The sequence below is a fragment of the Nocardia brasiliensis genome (genome assembly GCF_042691675.1).
GTDB lineage: Bacteria > Actinomycetota > Actinomycetes > Mycobacteriales > Mycobacteriaceae > Nocardia > Nocardia brasiliensis_D.
On the sequence record NZ_CP170507.1, the window covers coordinates 3,320,076 to 3,334,706 of the forward strand.

The following is a 14,631-nucleotide window of genomic DNA, read 5'->3' on the forward strand; positions in this document are numbered from 1 at the left end:
GCTCATCGATCGGCGAGCACGTCGGCATGGCAAAGCGCGGGGACTGGGAGTTCGCATCCAGCATGTGTCCCTCTTGTCCCTGTTTCGATAGCCCTGGGGCGCAGGTTTCACCGATGGCTTTGGTCTCCGGCACAAAGGCGCAGTCGTGCCCCCGGTGGCGGCGATCATGACTGCGTGAAGTTTTCGAGTTGTTCGGGAAACAGTTCGACCGCGCGCAGCGCGACCAGTAGTTCCGCGGTTCCGGCCGGGGTGGTCAGAGTGATGCCGCTCAGTTCCTCGATGCGGTGCAGCCGGTAGCGGACCGTATTGCGGTGGCAGTGCAACGCGGTAGCGGCCCGCGGTGTCGATCCGCCCGCGTCCGACCAGGCGCGCAGCGTCTCCAGCAGCAGTGCGCGATCGTTGCTCGGCAGCGAGGTCAGCCCGCCGAAGGTGCGGCGCGCCATGGCCCCTGCCTCGTCCGGCCCGGACAGCATCAGCAGCAATGCGAGTGGGTCATCACCGTAATGTGCTATCCGGCAAGGAGTTCCGTTGAGGCAACCCAGTGCCAGTCGGGCTTGCCGCAACGCGGTAGCGGTGTCGCCGATGTCCCGGTAGGCGGCGCTTACTCCGATACGGTCGGCCTCGATGGTATCGAGCAGTTCGCGCAGTGGCCGTTCATCGGTGTCCAGCAGAGATAACACGCCGACGCTTTCTTCCGGCGAGTGCCGCCATAGCGCGCGTATCCGGGCGTTGGGGCGCTGCCGCATCTCGAAGCGCAGGGCGGGTTCCGGTTGTTTCGGCGTGGCGACGACCACCCGGAAGTTTCCGATGCTCGGCAGGCCGAGGGATTCGACCACCGACCCACGCTCGGCGGGATCCTTACCGCCACCACTGAGCAACGACTCGACAAGGACCGCGCTGAGGTGATGGTCGTGCTCGGCTCGGTCGACGGCTGCTTGTTGGTAGCCGTCGAGGATCCGTTGGGTGCCCGTACCGAGTGCGGTGAACAGCCGGTCGGCGAGGGTGACCGACAGTTCGTGGTCGGTCCGCGGGATCAGCTTCGCCGCCGCACGCAACATGGTTCGCGAGCAGATCATGATGAGGGCGGTGATGGCGCCGAAGGAAACTCCGGCTTCGGCGCGCTGGCGTCCGGTCAGGTCGAGGTAGTCCAACCGCAGTTCGGCACCGCAGAGATGGTCGGATATTCGGCTCATCGCGTCCGCGATCGAGCGTTCGATCCGGTCCAATTCGGCATCCGGCAGGGCCGCGATCTCGGGGATCTCGGCCCGCGCATCGGCCAACGCCGTGCGCGCGATGTCGGGCACCCGACTCGCCAGCGGGGCGAACACCGACTCGGGTTGCGAAGGTCGCGAGCGTAGCGACATCGATGAGCCCTTTCCGCCACAGGCATCGCGGTGAGCGCCGTGGAATGCGGGAGCGAGCCGCTCCGCCGGTGCGATGCCGACTCTCCGCCGTGCGAACCGGAGTTGTGCAGTCTGTCGACGAAACCGTGCGTAGGTCGTACCCAGTACCGTCGCGACAGCCGACGTCCTGGCAACACGGTAGCAACCCTTGCAATGGGCGCCGGGGTGACACGCCCGCGCACTATCGGGCGGCCACACCCGTAGTTGTTCGCCCGCACAATGCGAACAGTTCGAATCGCGGCGGGCGCACACAGTGATTTTTCGGAACCGGTGCCACGATAGATCGTGACGCCGGAAAGCCGAGCCGCGAGGTTCTTCCGACATCGTTGCTGAGCCCCGAGATCCGAACACCGGCCCGTACGGCCGCGTGCCTTCCGGAATCAGAAAAGGAGCAGTGTATGTCGCATAGTCTGGCTACCAGCCACAAAACCGCGTATGCCACCGGCATCATGGAGCCGATGCTCGACGAGATCACGCTGACCCACTTGCCGGTGGAAGGCGCGATACCTCCGGAACTCGCGGGACGATACTTCCGCAACGGCATCAACGCGGTCCCGGAAATGGACTCCGGACACGCGTTTCTCGCCCCGGGAATGATCCATGGGATCCGGATACGTGACGGCAAAGCCGAGTGGTACCGCAACCGGTACGTCCGCACGCCCGCGTTCGGTACCAAAGGCAAACTGGCCTTCGACGAAGCCGGGCGTCAATTGCAGGAGTTCGCCACCAACAACACCGACGTGAAAGTGCACGGGCAGCGGATTCTGTCGCTGTCCGAGCAATGCGTGCCCTACGAAATGAGTGCAGAGCTGGACACCCTCGGCCCGTGGACGTTCGACGGGAAACTGCGGGGCAATATGATCGCCCATCCCAAACACGACCCTGTGACCGGGGCGTTGCACGCATTCGGCTACGACATGGGGCGGCCGATCGTGGACTACTACGTCATCGACGCCGAGGGCACGCTGGTCACCGATCAGCGCTTCGAAGTCGACGCACCGATGTTCCTGCACGACATGGCTCTCACCGAGCACTATGTCGTCGTCTACGACACCCCCGCTACCTACGACCTGAACCTGCTCCCCCTCAATCCCTGCCCCATCGTGTGGGACGACGCGCGGCCCTCCCGGCTCGGGCTGTTGCCACGACACGGCACCGGTACCGATATCCGATGGATCACCACCACCGCGTGCTGGATCCCGCATACCGCCAACGCCTATGAGGATGCCGACGGCAATGTGGTGGTCGAGGCCACCCGCGTCGACGCGTCGGACTGGGACCGGGGCTGGGCCGGACTGGGCGGCCTCGTCGCCCATCAGCACTCCATCGGCCCCACTACCGAACTGGTGTTGGAGGCGTCGCTGTACCGATGGACCTTGAATCCGGCGACCGGAACGGTGTCCGAGGAATACCTGGACGACCGGGTTGTCGAGTTCCCCGCCATCAACCACGCCTTCGGCACCGGACAGCATCGCTACACCTACATCGTCGGCTACGCCGGGCGCGGCCGCACCGAAACGAGTCTGATCAAGTACGACCGAAACACCGGCCGGAACTGGACACGGGACTTCCCCCACGGCCAAGTCCCCGGCGAGCCCGAATTCGTCCCCGCACCCGACGCGCGCAACGAAGACGACGGCTGGATCATCTCGATGGTCACCGGCAAAGACGGGCAACCCTCGGAACTGATCATCCTCGATGCCGCCGACATCACCGGCCCCGCCACCGCCCGCATCGTGCTGCCGCACCGCCTCCCGTATGGCTTCCACGGCAGCTGGATCCCCGACACCGCTCTGCGAACGTGAACCGGATCGCCACCGCGGTCGGACAGACGGAATGAACTGCGGCGCTGAAGGTTGCTCAGGGCGGACGCGTCAGTGCACGCCGAGTGCGTCGAGGATCATCGGGCGTGCCGTCGCGATCGCCTGCTGCCAGTACGGCCAGGTGTGAGTTCCGTTGGCGATGTCGATGCGGGCGGTGATTCCGCCTGCCGCGATTCGATCACGGAACATCTGGGTAGCGGCTGCGGTCATCTGTTCGAGCACCATCGCGTTGACCGTGTTGCCTACACCGTTCGGTAGGTCGAGCGGGCCGGGCAGGCCATTTCCTGTCGAGACATACATCGGCAGACCACGGAGCAACTCTGCTTGCACGGTGGCGTCGTTGCGGCGCCAGGTCGGTCCGCCGGCCGGACCCCACATATCGTCGACATTGAAGTTGCCTTCATCCCACATGGCGGCGCGCATGGCTTCGTTCCAGAACGGGAATGTCGGGTGCACGAAACCGGAAAAGGATCCGGCGAACTTGAACTGGTCGCGATGGTGGCCGGCCAGCGTGAGGGCAGCGTTGCCGCCCATGGAGGCACCGACGATAGCGTTGTTGGTTCGTGACACGCCGTACCGTTCCAGGAAAGCGGGCAGCTCTCGGGTGAGGAACGTTTCCCATTTGTACGTCGTCGCTTGCTGATTGGTGCTACTCGGTCGATACCAGTCGGTGTAGAAGCTCGACCGACCACCGACCGGGAACACCAATGTGACGTTGTCGCCTGCGAATTGGCGCAGCGCATCGGTATCCGTCGTCCACTGACTGTGGTCGGCCGGCGCACGCAGACCGTCGAGCACGTAGAGGGCCGCGCTGCCGCCGCGGGCCGCCCACTGCACCTGGACTTTGATCGGCCCCATGCTGGACGGCACGAACAGATCCTGGTAACCGCCCACCGGCGCACGCAATACCGGTGCGTGGATCGGTGCTGCAGTGGCCGCTGCCGCACCGATCCACGGCACCAGCACAGCCGCCGCCAAGACCGCACCGGTCTTCTTCAGCCGACCACGGATTGCCCGCTCCGTCACAGATCGCGCTGCTGCGCCCACCCCGGTACCTCCTACAAACTTGTGCCGCAAACGCTTTAGCGCCGCCTGGTGCGTGCGACATACGGAGTGAACCCTAGCGAGCCCTGACGCGAGCGCAACAGTCGGACCCGGAAAGAACTTGCCACTTGTCGGTTCGCTACCCACGAGAGGGCCACGGGGGCAGCGTGATTGGCGATCTTGTGGGTCAAGCGATTGTGGATCAGCGGTCGTTGGTACCGCACTCCGGTGCTCGTGTGTCGAACGCACGAGCAACGGCGAGGCTGTCTTCGTAGACGTGGTGGCGGGTGATGAGGTCGTTCTCGACGGTGAGGTGCAGCGCGAAACGGGAACGGTAGGCGCGGCCGGTGGGCCGGGCAGTCTGGCGAATTTCCCCCAGGACCACCGCATCCGGGCCGTCGACCAGGACACGTTCGATCACGGTTCCGTTCTGCTCGGGCAGGTGGTACTCGGCGATTTCGCGGTAGTGCGCAGCCGCATCGGCGCGCGTGGCACGGTGCCGAATCCAGGGAGTCTCGGTGCGCCCGTGCTCGTTCTCGGGCCAATCCAACTTCCAATCGCTGACCGGGGCGTACAGCGCGGCGATGGCGTCCGGGTCACCCGATCCGATCCGACGGAGAAGTTCTTCGACGACGGTCCGGGTAGCGCTGGTCGCGACATTACTCATAACAGCCACCATGCCCAAGCCAACGGACTCCGTCGATTACCTCCGAGGTAATGCCGTACGCCACCACTACTCGTGCTCGGTCAGGCCCGCTCGATCATTCCTGTGATACGGCCTCGACGACGCTGCCCGCCTGCGGGTTGTCGAGTTCGCGTGCCACGTCGGCTTGCGCGACGATGCCGACCAACTGGTCGTTCTCCAGCACGGGAACTCGGCGGATCTGGTGCTGCGACATCACCTCGCACACCTTCGATACATCGTCGTCGGCCTGCACCATCACGGGAGTGCCTTGGGCCAGCTCCCCGGCCTTTACGCCGATCGGATCCATGCGCTGCGCAATCACCTTCACGACGATGTCGCGATCGGTGAGCATGCCCTTAAGTTGGTTGTCCTCGCCGCAGATCGGCAGGGAGCCGATGTCCAGGTCGGCCATCTTACGTGCCGCGTCGAGCACGGAATCGCTGGAACGAACACATTGGACACCGGGGGTCATGATGTCGCGTGCAGTAGTCATGGAGCGCCTCCTCGAATCGTCGGGTACGACAAGCCACCCACGATGGACGGCCTGTTCAGCGCCTACCCGTACAGCCGAGCGATACACGCGTGGCGCGCCGGGCATCGCGCATACGTGCGCTGCGAGTGTCGGTGCGTCCAGGCAAATCAGCGCGGAGAAGTCCGCACGCGTGCCGCTTCCTCGGTGACGTCGCTGCCCACCAGGCTCGCCAGGTGCAGCCGCAGTGTGGCGCGCATCCGATCCGGGTCGCGTCGGGCCGGATCGACCACCGCGGCGAGTGCCAAACCGTCCAGCAGGGCGGCGAGTCGATCGGTCTCCTGCTCGAGATCGCCGACCGTCCCGCGCAACACACCGGCATCGGACATCGTGGACAGCACGCGGCGCACCAGCGAACGCACTCCGGCCAATGGCTGCACCGCCAGGTCGGCCAGCTCCGGCCGCGCCCGCGCGGCCGTGGTGAAGGCCAGCCACACCGCCGACTCTTCGAATCGCTGCTCGTCCACGGGCAACAGCTCGGCCAGGATCCGTTCGGCGACACTGCCCGGCACCTGCTGCACGACCACGCCCTCGGGGAAGATCTCGGCCAGGTCGTGCAGCACCCGATCGGTCACCCGCCGATTCAGCTCGGCCAGGGTAAAGCTCAGCAACTCGGTATGGCTGTCGAAGTAGTGCCGCACCGAGCCGACGACCAGCCCCGCCTCCTCGGCTACCCGGCGCAGCGAGGCGTGCTCCACCCCTTCTCGTGCGACGACCCGAAATACGGCGTCGGCCACCGCTTTTCGGCGTTCGACCGGATCCACGATCTTGGGCATGAGTGGTGATCCTACGTTTCTTCCAGCTCGGCGAGCCGAGCACCGGTGCATCGTCGATATCGTCTGGATCGCAATCGGCCTACTCGTCGGATTCGCCTTCGGAGCCTGGCGTGGCACCACGATCACGCTGCTGACCCGCGACGGAGTGCTGTGGCAGCGCTACACGGGCGCCACCCTCGGGGTCTGGGCGTTCTCGCTGACGGTGAACGCGAGCATCGGTGTTCTCGGCGTCCACCTGGGCGTCCACGCGGATGCCCGGCCGGTGCAGTTGTCGATCGGTGTGAGCATGCTCGGCGAGGCGCTGACCCTCGCCCTGCGCGGATTGTCCACCGGCTATCCCTTCGCGCCCGAACGCGTCCGCAAAACCAGATCCGCCATCGAACCGATTCCCGTTGAGCGCCAGCGCCTTAGGGCGGCGGTGACATCGCTCCGCAGCCGATCGGCAGTCGCCGAATGGCAGCGGACCGGCAACCCGCGATCGGCGCTGAACAGTCTCCGAAGCCCCGATCGGGAGTGACCGGAGCTACATCGCCAGGGTCGGTGTGCCCACTTCGATGCCGGTTCGGCGCAGTGAGCGGATCATGCGCACCTATCCGGAGTTGTCGGATCGGGCCGTCGCAGGACGCTGCGGACTATCTCCGAAGACGGTGAGCGCCATCCGGCGACGATCCCGAGATTCGGATCTGCAAGTTGAGCGGCGAGGGGAGGACCCTGTTCCAGAACGGCTCCGCCTGGTCGACACCGAGGCTCAGCACGGAAAGACCGTCGATGCTCCCCGGCCAAACAAGAACGCCATCCTTCGGCAACTGGGCAGAGATCCGGCCGTGCGGATGAACGAATCGGGACGGCTGCTCGTTCGGTGGCTGGCCAGCCGTGCAACAGGGTGCCGTAGCCTTCCAGCCCGCATCGTAAAGCGACGAAAAGGGTCAACCCCGGTGGTACGCACCGGTGAGCCATCGGTGTACCACCGCAGTCTCAGCTCCTCACACCGGTTGACTCCGCCGTCTCCGCTACCGAATCGGTTTCGCCGAAAAGACCCTCTCCGTCGGATGATCCATCGCACCGAAGTCGGTAATTTCACATAAGTCCTGACCAGGTGAAGCGACCGCAACGGCTAGGAAGATCGGGGGCAGAGTCGATGGGTGCGAAACCGAAGCCTGCGCCGTCCAGCATCGAAGCCGTTCAGCGGCAGTGGTCCGGTTACCAGCGGCAGGTGGCCGGCGGCCGTCTGAAATTCAGTCCGCAGGCCGCGCTGAATGCGGTGCGGGCGACCAACACCGCGCTCGGCTGGGTTCTCGCGGTCCAGCAGCGACTCACGCACATCAAGGTGGCCGATATCAATGCGCTCATGTCGGGTATCGGCCTTGCGGGACAGTTCAATGCGGCGGCCGGGAACCTCGACATGGCCCTGCAGGCACACGGCAAGATACTGACTCAGATCGCGCAGACGATCAGCGCCGCGGGCAAAGCCTATCCCGGGGTCGACCAGTATTCCGCCGGCGCCTTCGACGGACTGAAGCCAGAGCTGCCGCATATCGGCAAGACCAAAACTTCTATCGCCGACCGACCCAACTCGGACAATCCGCTGAAGCCGTGGCACAACTTCCAGCGCCACAACTGGGCACCGGTCAATGCGAAGGACACCAGACCACTCGACACTCAGACAGTGTCGGCAGAGCCGCCCGCGAGCATGTCCTGGTCCGCGCTCCATGGACTGACCACGATGAACGCCGCCCCGATCCGCGACGCCGGTGGTGAATGGCGGGCAATGTCCGCGAACCTCCAGCAGGCCTTCGCCGACTTCGCCACTGGTATATCGAATGTCGGCGGTGATTGGGAAGGCCAGGGCCACACGAAGTTGTCGACGGTGGTGAACACCTACGTCGCGTGCACCCGGACCCTGACCGAGAGCATGACTTTGATGGGCGAGAACCTGTTGTATGCCGCGCAATGGGTGGACTGGACCCGAACCAGGATGCCACCGATCCCGGCGCCACCTACCCGGTCGATGAATTTGGGTCACGTCGATTCAACCGTGGGAATAACCCCCACGTACGGCGACTATCGCGAATTCGCACTCGGCGGCGACAAATCCATCCGTGTGATAGCCGACGGCGAGTTGTACGAAGGCAGTCCCTACAACGTTGCCGTCGCACTCGCCAATCATTACCGATGGAACTTCTGGAACTGGTACGTCAGGGGGCTGCACGAGACGACCCGCAACGTGCCGAAGATTCCGCTCCCCGCCAATCCTGGTGCGGGCCAACCGCCCGGCCATCGACAGCCCGGCACACCACCCGGCGATAAACCTCGTGCTGGCGGGCCAGGACCTCGCCCGGACAAGCCGCGTCTGCTCGGTCCGCATCCTGCCCCGCGACCGGACAAGCCGCGTCTGCTGGGCCCGCATCCTGCCCCGCGACCGGACAAGCCGCGTCTGCTGGGCCCGCATCCTGCCCCGCGACCGGACAAGCCGCGTCTGCTGGGCCCGCATCCTGCCCCGCGACCGGACAAGCCGCGTCTGCTGGGCCCGCATCCCGCCCCGCGACCGGACAAGCCGCGTCTACTCGGTCCGCACCCCGCCCCACAGCCGAAACCCACGGCCCCGCAACGCCCGAAGACTCCGCCGCCCCAGGCACCGCAACCCGGTGGACAGTTCCTGTCCGCGGCGCAGCAGGCATTGCAGGCGGCCCATCAGTTGGGTCAGCTACCTCCCGCCTCACCGGACTCGGTGCCGACTGGACACACCGCGGACCCGCCCAAGGCTGGGCTCGCCGACCCGAGCAAGGGCGGGCCCGGCCCCGGCCCAGGGAGCGCGAGCGGTGGCCCGACCGCCCAGCACCCGCTGCTCGACCGGGACGCTGCGCAAGCCAAGCTTTTTCCGCGGGCAAGTCTGGCCGGCGAGAGTGCGGCCGCACTCGGACGCGCGGGCGCGATGCCGGTCGCGGGTGCGCCCGGGGCCCCAGGTGCGGCGGGCGCCCCGGCCCACGGCGCAGGCGCCGGACAGGAGCGCGAACACAAGCGTGCGGAGTATCTCGACTCCACCGAGCATCTCGACGAAGCAATGGGTGTGGGGCCGGGGGTTGCCGTTCCCGTGATCGAACAATGAATCGCACCTGGTGTTTCAGTACTACGGAGTTCGTGGCGCTGTGGGAGGAGCTGAAAGAAGGTGCCCTCCCGGCCCCGTTCATCTACACCACCAATACTCAGTCCTATGACGACCACGAGCGCGAAAAACTCGACACGCGTCAGCGGGTGCTCGCGTCGCTCGATGGCACCTTCGAGGGAGTTCTCGAAACGCTCGCCCGGCCGGATATCCGGCTGGTAACCACTGGTTCGAGCGCCGACCCCGACGATGCCGCTGCGCTGATCCGACTGCTGGCGGCGCGGCAGGATGATCGGGGATATCTGGTCAAACAGCTCCCGGGTGAGACATTGTGGGACAGCGGCGGATTCGTTGTCACCGAATGTGATCCGGTCCGGCTGGCGGACGCCGTCATAGCCGAATTGCCCGAGGCGAAGGCCGGAAAGCAGGGTGAAATCGTGCTCGCCGAGCCGGCTTTCGACGATGAGGACGGTTTCGACTACTCATACGGCCGCTCATCGGTGGACGCCGACACCATCGAGAACTCGATCGCGCATCGGTCCGATCGGTTCCTCGGCGCTCCCGTCACCACGATCGGATCAATCGAAATCATCCAGGGCCGTTCTCGATTCGGCCCACGCGGCATCGCCCGATACCGTTTGGGCTGGCGGGATCTGGTCGACGACGGACGCTATGTCACCGTGTTCACCGCTCCACCGGTCGCGGTGCCCGCCGACACCAGCCGAATGACGGCGCTGCTCAATGCCGAAATAATCAAGGTCATTCAGACGATCAAGGACGAACGCGGATAAGTCGGCCCTCGCTACGGCATTCGGCACGGTAGCGCAGGAAGGCGGACGGTGGCAGGTTGATGACCATGGAACTCAGTGGACCCAGCCGGACGGCGCTGGCCACGGCGTACGCACGTGCCTACCATCAGGTCGCGAACGAACCACGGGTCTTCACCGACCCGCTCGCCGGTCGTATCCTCGGCGTCACCGACGGTGAACTGGCGGAATTGGATACGGCCGATACGGATCATCCCGGCCACGTCGGTGCGAGCAACGGCCCGCGCCGTCTGTATATCGCCGCGCGCGCCCGCTTCGCCGAAGACGCTGTGCACGATGCCGTCGCCGCGGGAATGCGACGAGAAGTTGCGTGGATTCGGCTTCACCCGGATCGACGATCGATCCGCCCGGGACCTGATCACCGGGTACGCCGACGTGCCGAGTTCGGCGGCGAGTTTCACTGGGCCGCACGTGGTGCGCGCCAGCCGCTGAGGACTGCCGGAAGATTTATGCCGCGCAGCCGATTTGAGGCGAAGCTGGAAGGCCAACCAACGCGCGGACCGTCGATGGCTCTCACAGCTGGCGGGCGCGCAGTACGCCGGTCAGCATCGGGAGGGTGAATTCGCCGCTGCTGGTCTCCGGTCTGCTCGCGAGGAAAGCGCGGATCCGGCCGAGCGTGGCCTCGCGTTCCCGTTCTGGCATGACCAGCATCCCCGCGCGCGTCGCGATCGTCGCGACGAGGGAGTCGGGTTGTCTATGACATTCCATAGACCGGCCAGGATGCCGCCGGGTGCGAGGACCCTGGCTATTTCGGGTCCCGCGACGGACATGTCGAACCAGTGCAGTGCGTTTCCGGCGAGCACGGCGTCGACAGACCCGTCCGGCAGGGGTATCGCCTCGGCACTGCCCGGCAGGACACGGACCTCCGGCAGCGCGCAGCGCAGCTGGCTCAGCATCGCGGGGTCGGGCTCTACCGCGATGACGTCGGCGCCCAGCGTGCCCAGCGTGCCAGTCAGCTTGCCGGTTCCGGCCCCGAGATCCAGTACTCGCGGGCCGGGCGCGGACTTCAGCGCCCAAGACACCGCGGCCGGGGCGTAGTCGGGACGGTGCACGGCATACGCGACGGCCGCCGTGCCGAACGACATGGCATGAAGTAGCCGCGCCGCAGGTACGTGCCCAGCGGATTGCGTCCGTCGTAACAACGCGATGTAGGAAACCGAAAGTCACAGGACCGCGTTCGGAGCGATTTCCACCGAGAGGGATTCGAATGAGAAGACCGATAGTCGCCGCCGTACGAGTTACGGCCGCCGCGGTGTTGGGTTTGGGCGTCGCGACGGTAGTCGGTTCCGGCACGGCTCAGGCTGCGCCGCAGGACTGCGTCATCACTCGGGACCTGACCAGTGCGACGGCGACATGCCATGATCACGATGCACCGGCCGGGCGGGAGTACGCCTTGATCGTGGAGTGTTTCGGCTTGCACGGCGTGCCGAATGCCTTTCCGCTGATGGGCATTCGGTCCTTATAGCGGCTCGTGGAGCGGTTCATTCAGCCCGTCGGGTCGTGGTACGGCCTCATGCTTGGGTCCCTTCAGTGTGGGGACCGCAACCGGCGCTCGCGTAGCGATATACCGCGACTGACGCGCGCCGATCAGCAAGTGCGCACTGGACGTTCAGGGCGCTCCGAGGCGAACGCCCTGAGCATGCACGGCCCTGGTCAGCGGAAGTTCAGGATGAAGTCGAAAGTCCCTTCCTTGCCCGTGGGCACGGTACGCACCGTCATCAGCAACCGCCGGTCGAAGATGGAATCGGTGTTGTTTCTCGGCTCATTGGGGAAATACAGCTGGGTGGTCAGCACCCGCTGGTTGGGCGCCTGCACTTTGACGTGGATATGCCGGGTCCGACCCGGGTACAAACCTGGCACGATGGTCGACAGGTTGAACCGGCCATTCGCGTCGGTGAACTGATGGCCCCGCCAGTTGTAGCCCGAATTGTCGTAGGCGCCAGCATTGTCGGCCTGCCAGAAATCCAGCAGTGCCTTGGCCACGGGGCGGCACGAACGAGTGAACACATAGCCGCTGACCGTCAGCCGAGTGCCCGGCGCGCCGGGAATCACCAGATCGCTCCGCAGCGGCGAGTTCGGCTTGAAGTAGGGTCCTTCGGTCTGCGAAATGGTGGGTGCGTCCCCGTCGTGGCAGGCCGGGGTCGGCTCGAGGTCGTCCGGCACGGCCTGCGGACTTTCGCTCGCGTTACCCCTGCCGGACGCGGCACCAGCGGTCACCGCCGCCGCGGCGGGTACCGCCAGTAAACCCAGTTGCAGGAGGCGCTTTCGGGTAATCGCCTGGGGGATGTCGGCGTCGTCATTCGGAGAGTGGTGAGTGGTCATGATGTTCATCTCCTCGCAGAAACAGGGGTTGGCCGGAGTGTGCGGGGTACCCATCGCTTACCTGCCCGACGGCGACGAAATGTATCCGTGCGCGCGCCAGCCGTTCTGGCCGGGAGCAGGGCTGCCAGGAAGGTGCTACCGCGCCCCGATTGCTATCAGCTTTTGTCCATCGGTCATTGCGCTCCTCGCAACCTGAGCAGCACGGGCCGTGCGCTGCTCAGTAATCAAACGCGTTGTCAGCGAATGCATTTCGAGCTCTGACGTGACCAAACGATATGTCGCTCACTGTGACCGGGCAAGGATTCGAGTCCTCGGTCCAGGCAACCGCCGCACACCCGACGTCGATTTGCGGCTGGGATATCCAGTGCCATAAGGAAACTGGTGATGACCGCGCGACTGCAGCGGCGGGTCCCCGGTGCTCCCCAGTTGTCGGGTATCACTGCGGTAGCCCACCGATGCCGATCTCGTACTGGACAACTCGTAGGACTTTGTCAGGTTCTCGTCGAATACGGCACCATGACGCTGGACCTCGGTGGGAAAGTGTGGTGGCACAGCGTGCAGGTAATGATCCACTTGATAAGTGCGCGTTGAATTTTGCCGAGGATGCTGTCAATCCGATGGCGCGGCGTGGCCCGAGTTGCGGCGGAATGAGGCGCGGCGGGCGCAAACTCGGTGCCCGGCCGCGGCGGTACTGCTGTTCAGTCGCTGTCGGATTCGTCGCTGGTGGCGAGTTGGGTCCTGCATGCCTGCTGGATCTCGCGTGCGAGTTGCGTCCGCGTGCGGCCTCAGCCTGCTTCCCACTCGTTGTCGAGATCGAAGATCTGGCCGAGCGCGCCAGCTCGGCTTCGTGCGTAGGCGATGACGTCTTCGGCATAGATGGACGCGTCTGGTTCTACGGAGCACTTTCGGAGTTGGTCGAACGCTTCGTCGAGGTGTGGTCCTGGCCCTCGATCGGCGAGCAGGACAACGATCGCTTCCAGGGTCCGGCTCTGCAGAGCGCGGTGGGTGAGCAGCTCGTCGAGATACCGTCCCGGCTCGACCAGCCGTAATGCACGGCGTGCGTAGGCGTGTACGCGCCGGGGTAGTTCGGCACGGATGGTGTCGATGTCGGTGTGCAGCACGTGCTGGCCCTGCTGCTCGGGGTCGAGCCGCAGGGACCACATCGCGGTCAGCTCGGCGGGCAGGGTGTGGTTGTCGATCAAGCCCGGGCCGGTAGCTTTCTCCAGCGGTGTGGACGGTAGCCCCAGCCGCACGTTGCGCCAGTTGCCGAATTCCCACCAGGGCGTCGGTGTTGCGTTCAGGTTCAAGCCGAAGCTGAGCACCTGTTGTCCGTCGGTCCAGGCGCGGGAAACGCGGGTGCGGCCGACGGATGCGACACCGCCGGGCTCGACCCTTACCCAGGCGGGTTCGGTGCCGTCAAACCCGTACTGTTGTAGCAACTTTCCGGTTTCACGCAGCAGGCGTCGCAATGCCGTGTCGAGTCTGACCATGACCGTAGACTAGTGATGTGCGCCGACAGAAAATCGGCACAGCTTGGGCGCGAACAGATTCACCTCGGCCGAGCCACTCGCCGGGTGAAGCTGCCGTGGGAGGGCGCGTCGGCGCCACCGCAGCGGGTTCGAGATCCGCTACGCGTATGTCGATTCCGTCGAGCAGGTGGCATCGGGGTCAGCGGATCTTCTCGCCGTACACGTGCTCGACCGTCAATGCCATCAGGACCCGGCGGTCGGACACCATGACCGCGCGATACTCGTCCCAGTCGGGGTGCTCGCCCGCAGCGTTGCGGTAGTAGTCCACCAGGGCCTCGACCTCGGGGCCGTGTGGGTCGGTTCCGGGGCCGGTGAGCGTTACGGTGCCCTCCGCGGTGGCCCAGGAATAGCCGTCCGAGCTGGTGACCTCGAGTGCGGCGCGTGGGTCGCGGCGCAGGTTCACCGTCTTGGCGCGGCCCTCGGTCATGGATACGTAGATGACGTCGGCTTCCTGGTCGTAATAGGGGGTGACCGGCGAGAGCTGCGGGCGGCCGTCGGATTTGATGGTGGCGAGCACGCCGAGCTGACTCTTCGCGAGCAGCGCGCGGGGATCGTAAGAAGTGGAGGTCATATCCGATGTCAAAGATTCC

At 65.4% G+C, this 14,631-nt stretch carries 14 protein-coding genes and 2 pseudogenes; 7 read left to right on the top strand and 9 right to left on the bottom strand.

The genetic code is table 11. The features are described from left to right. Nucleotides 1-164: 164 nt before the first annotated feature. Entirely contained in the window at nucleotides 165-1,364 is a 1,200-nt protein-coding gene (locus tag ACFK0J_RS15580) for a PucR family transcriptional regulator (protein WP_378740783.1), read from the bottom strand. 437 nt (nucleotides 1,365-1,801) lie between these two features. On the opposite strand from ACFK0J_RS15580, the gene ACFK0J_RS15585 reads away from it, so the two are divergent. Then, nucleotides 1,802-3,208 carry a carotenoid oxygenase family protein gene (locus ACFK0J_RS15585; protein ID WP_378740785.1) on the top strand — a complete coding sequence of 469 codons (1,407 nt, stop codon included), beginning with the start codon at nucleotides 1,802-1,804 and terminating at the stop codon, nucleotides 3,206-3,208. Between the two features lie 69 nt (nucleotides 3,209-3,277). Here the strand turns inward: ACFK0J_RS15585 and ACFK0J_RS15590 are convergent, their stop codons facing one another. From ACFK0J_RS15590 to ACFK0J_RS15605, 4 genes are all read right to left on the bottom strand, one after another. Beyond that, a complete protein-coding gene (locus ACFK0J_RS15590) occupies nucleotides 3,278-4,252 on the bottom strand; it encodes an alpha/beta hydrolase (RefSeq protein WP_378740787.1) in 975 nt (324 codons plus the stop codon). A 220-nt stretch (nucleotides 4,253-4,472) separates the two neighbouring features. Further along, nucleotides 4,473-4,937 carry a nuclear transport factor 2 family protein gene (locus tag ACFK0J_RS15595; RefSeq protein WP_378740789.1) on the bottom strand — a complete coding sequence of 155 codons (465 nt, stop codon included), beginning with the start codon at nucleotides 4,935-4,937 and terminating at the stop codon, nucleotides 4,473-4,475. 94 nt (nucleotides 4,938-5,031) lie between these two features. Next, nucleotides 5,032-5,448 (bottom strand): CBS domain-containing protein, encoded by a 417-nt coding sequence (locus ACFK0J_RS15600; RefSeq protein ID WP_218476825.1) that lies wholly within the window; start codon nucleotides 5,446-5,448, stop codon nucleotides 5,032-5,034. 146 nt (nucleotides 5,449-5,594) lie between these two features. Beyond that, complete coding sequence (locus ACFK0J_RS15605; RefSeq protein ID WP_378740791.1) at nucleotides 5,595-6,260, bottom strand: TetR/AcrR family transcriptional regulator; 666 nt, start codon at nucleotides 6,258-6,260, stop codon at nucleotides 5,595-5,597. On the opposite strand from ACFK0J_RS15605, the gene ACFK0J_RS15610 reads away from it, so the two are divergent. The 5 genes and pseudogenes from ACFK0J_RS15610 (at nucleotide 6,259) to ACFK0J_RS15630 (ending at nucleotide 10,622) form a co-directional block, all read left to right on the top strand. Then, entirely contained in the window at nucleotides 6,259-6,777 is a 519-nt protein-coding gene (locus tag ACFK0J_RS15610) for a hypothetical protein (protein WP_378740793.1), read from the top strand. The two genes, ACFK0J_RS15605 and ACFK0J_RS15610, sit on opposite strands and share 2 nt — an antisense overlap. Before the next feature lie 621 nt (nucleotides 6,778-7,398). Further along, nucleotides 7,399-9,366 carry a hypothetical protein gene (locus ACFK0J_RS15615; protein ID WP_378740795.1) on the top strand — a complete coding sequence of 656 codons (1,968 nt, stop codon included), beginning with the start codon at nucleotides 7,399-7,401 and terminating at the stop codon, nucleotides 9,364-9,366. Next, on the top strand, nucleotides 9,363-10,154 hold the full coding sequence (locus ACFK0J_RS15620) for an ESX secretion-associated protein EspG (RefSeq protein WP_378740797.1): 792 nt from the start codon (nucleotides 9,363-9,365) through the stop codon (nucleotides 10,152-10,154). Before ACFK0J_RS15615 ends, ACFK0J_RS15620 begins: the two co-directional genes overlap by 4 nt. A 65-nt stretch (nucleotides 10,155-10,219) precedes the next feature. Continuing rightward, nucleotides 10,220-10,438, top strand: a pseudogene (locus ACFK0J_RS15625) (SAM-dependent methyltransferase); the annotation flags it as partial. 28 nt (nucleotides 10,439-10,466) lie between these two features. Next, nucleotides 10,467-10,622: a hypothetical protein gene (locus ACFK0J_RS15630; RefSeq protein WP_378743417.1), complete on the top strand. Its 156-nt coding sequence runs from the start codon at nucleotides 10,467-10,469 to the stop codon at nucleotides 10,620-10,622. An 81-nt stretch (nucleotides 10,623-10,703) separates the two neighbouring features. Here ACFK0J_RS15630 and ACFK0J_RS15635 read toward each other — a convergent pair. Then, nucleotides 10,704-11,275, bottom strand: a pseudogene (locus tag ACFK0J_RS15635) (class I SAM-dependent methyltransferase). A 122-nt stretch (nucleotides 11,276-11,397) separates the two neighbouring features. Here ACFK0J_RS15635 and ACFK0J_RS15640 point away from each other — a divergent pair. Beyond that, nucleotides 11,398-11,655, top strand: a complete 258-nt coding sequence (locus ACFK0J_RS15640) for a hypothetical protein (protein ID WP_378740799.1) — start codon at nucleotides 11,398-11,400, stop codon at nucleotides 11,653-11,655. 188 nt (nucleotides 11,656-11,843) lie between these two features. Here ACFK0J_RS15640 and ACFK0J_RS15645 read toward each other — a convergent pair whose 3' ends face one another. The 3 genes from ACFK0J_RS15645 to ACFK0J_RS15655 all read right to left on the bottom strand — a co-directional run bounded on the left by ACFK0J_RS15645 (nucleotide 11,844) and on the right by ACFK0J_RS15655 (nucleotide 14,612). Continuing rightward, nucleotides 11,844-12,512 (bottom strand): dioxygenase, encoded by a 669-nt coding sequence (locus tag ACFK0J_RS15645; RefSeq protein WP_378740800.1) that lies wholly within the window; start codon nucleotides 12,510-12,512, stop codon nucleotides 11,844-11,846. Between the two features lie 785 nt (nucleotides 12,513-13,297). Beyond that, nucleotides 13,298-14,002 (bottom strand): hypothetical protein, encoded by a 705-nt coding sequence (locus ACFK0J_RS15650; RefSeq protein ID WP_378740802.1) that lies wholly within the window; start codon nucleotides 14,000-14,002, stop codon nucleotides 13,298-13,300. A 178-nt stretch (nucleotides 14,003-14,180) separates the two neighbouring features. After that, nucleotides 14,181-14,612 (bottom strand): PPOX class F420-dependent oxidoreductase, encoded by a 432-nt coding sequence (locus ACFK0J_RS15655; RefSeq protein ID WP_378740804.1) that lies wholly within the window; start codon nucleotides 14,610-14,612, stop codon nucleotides 14,181-14,183. Nucleotides 14,613-14,631 lie beyond the last annotated feature (19 nt).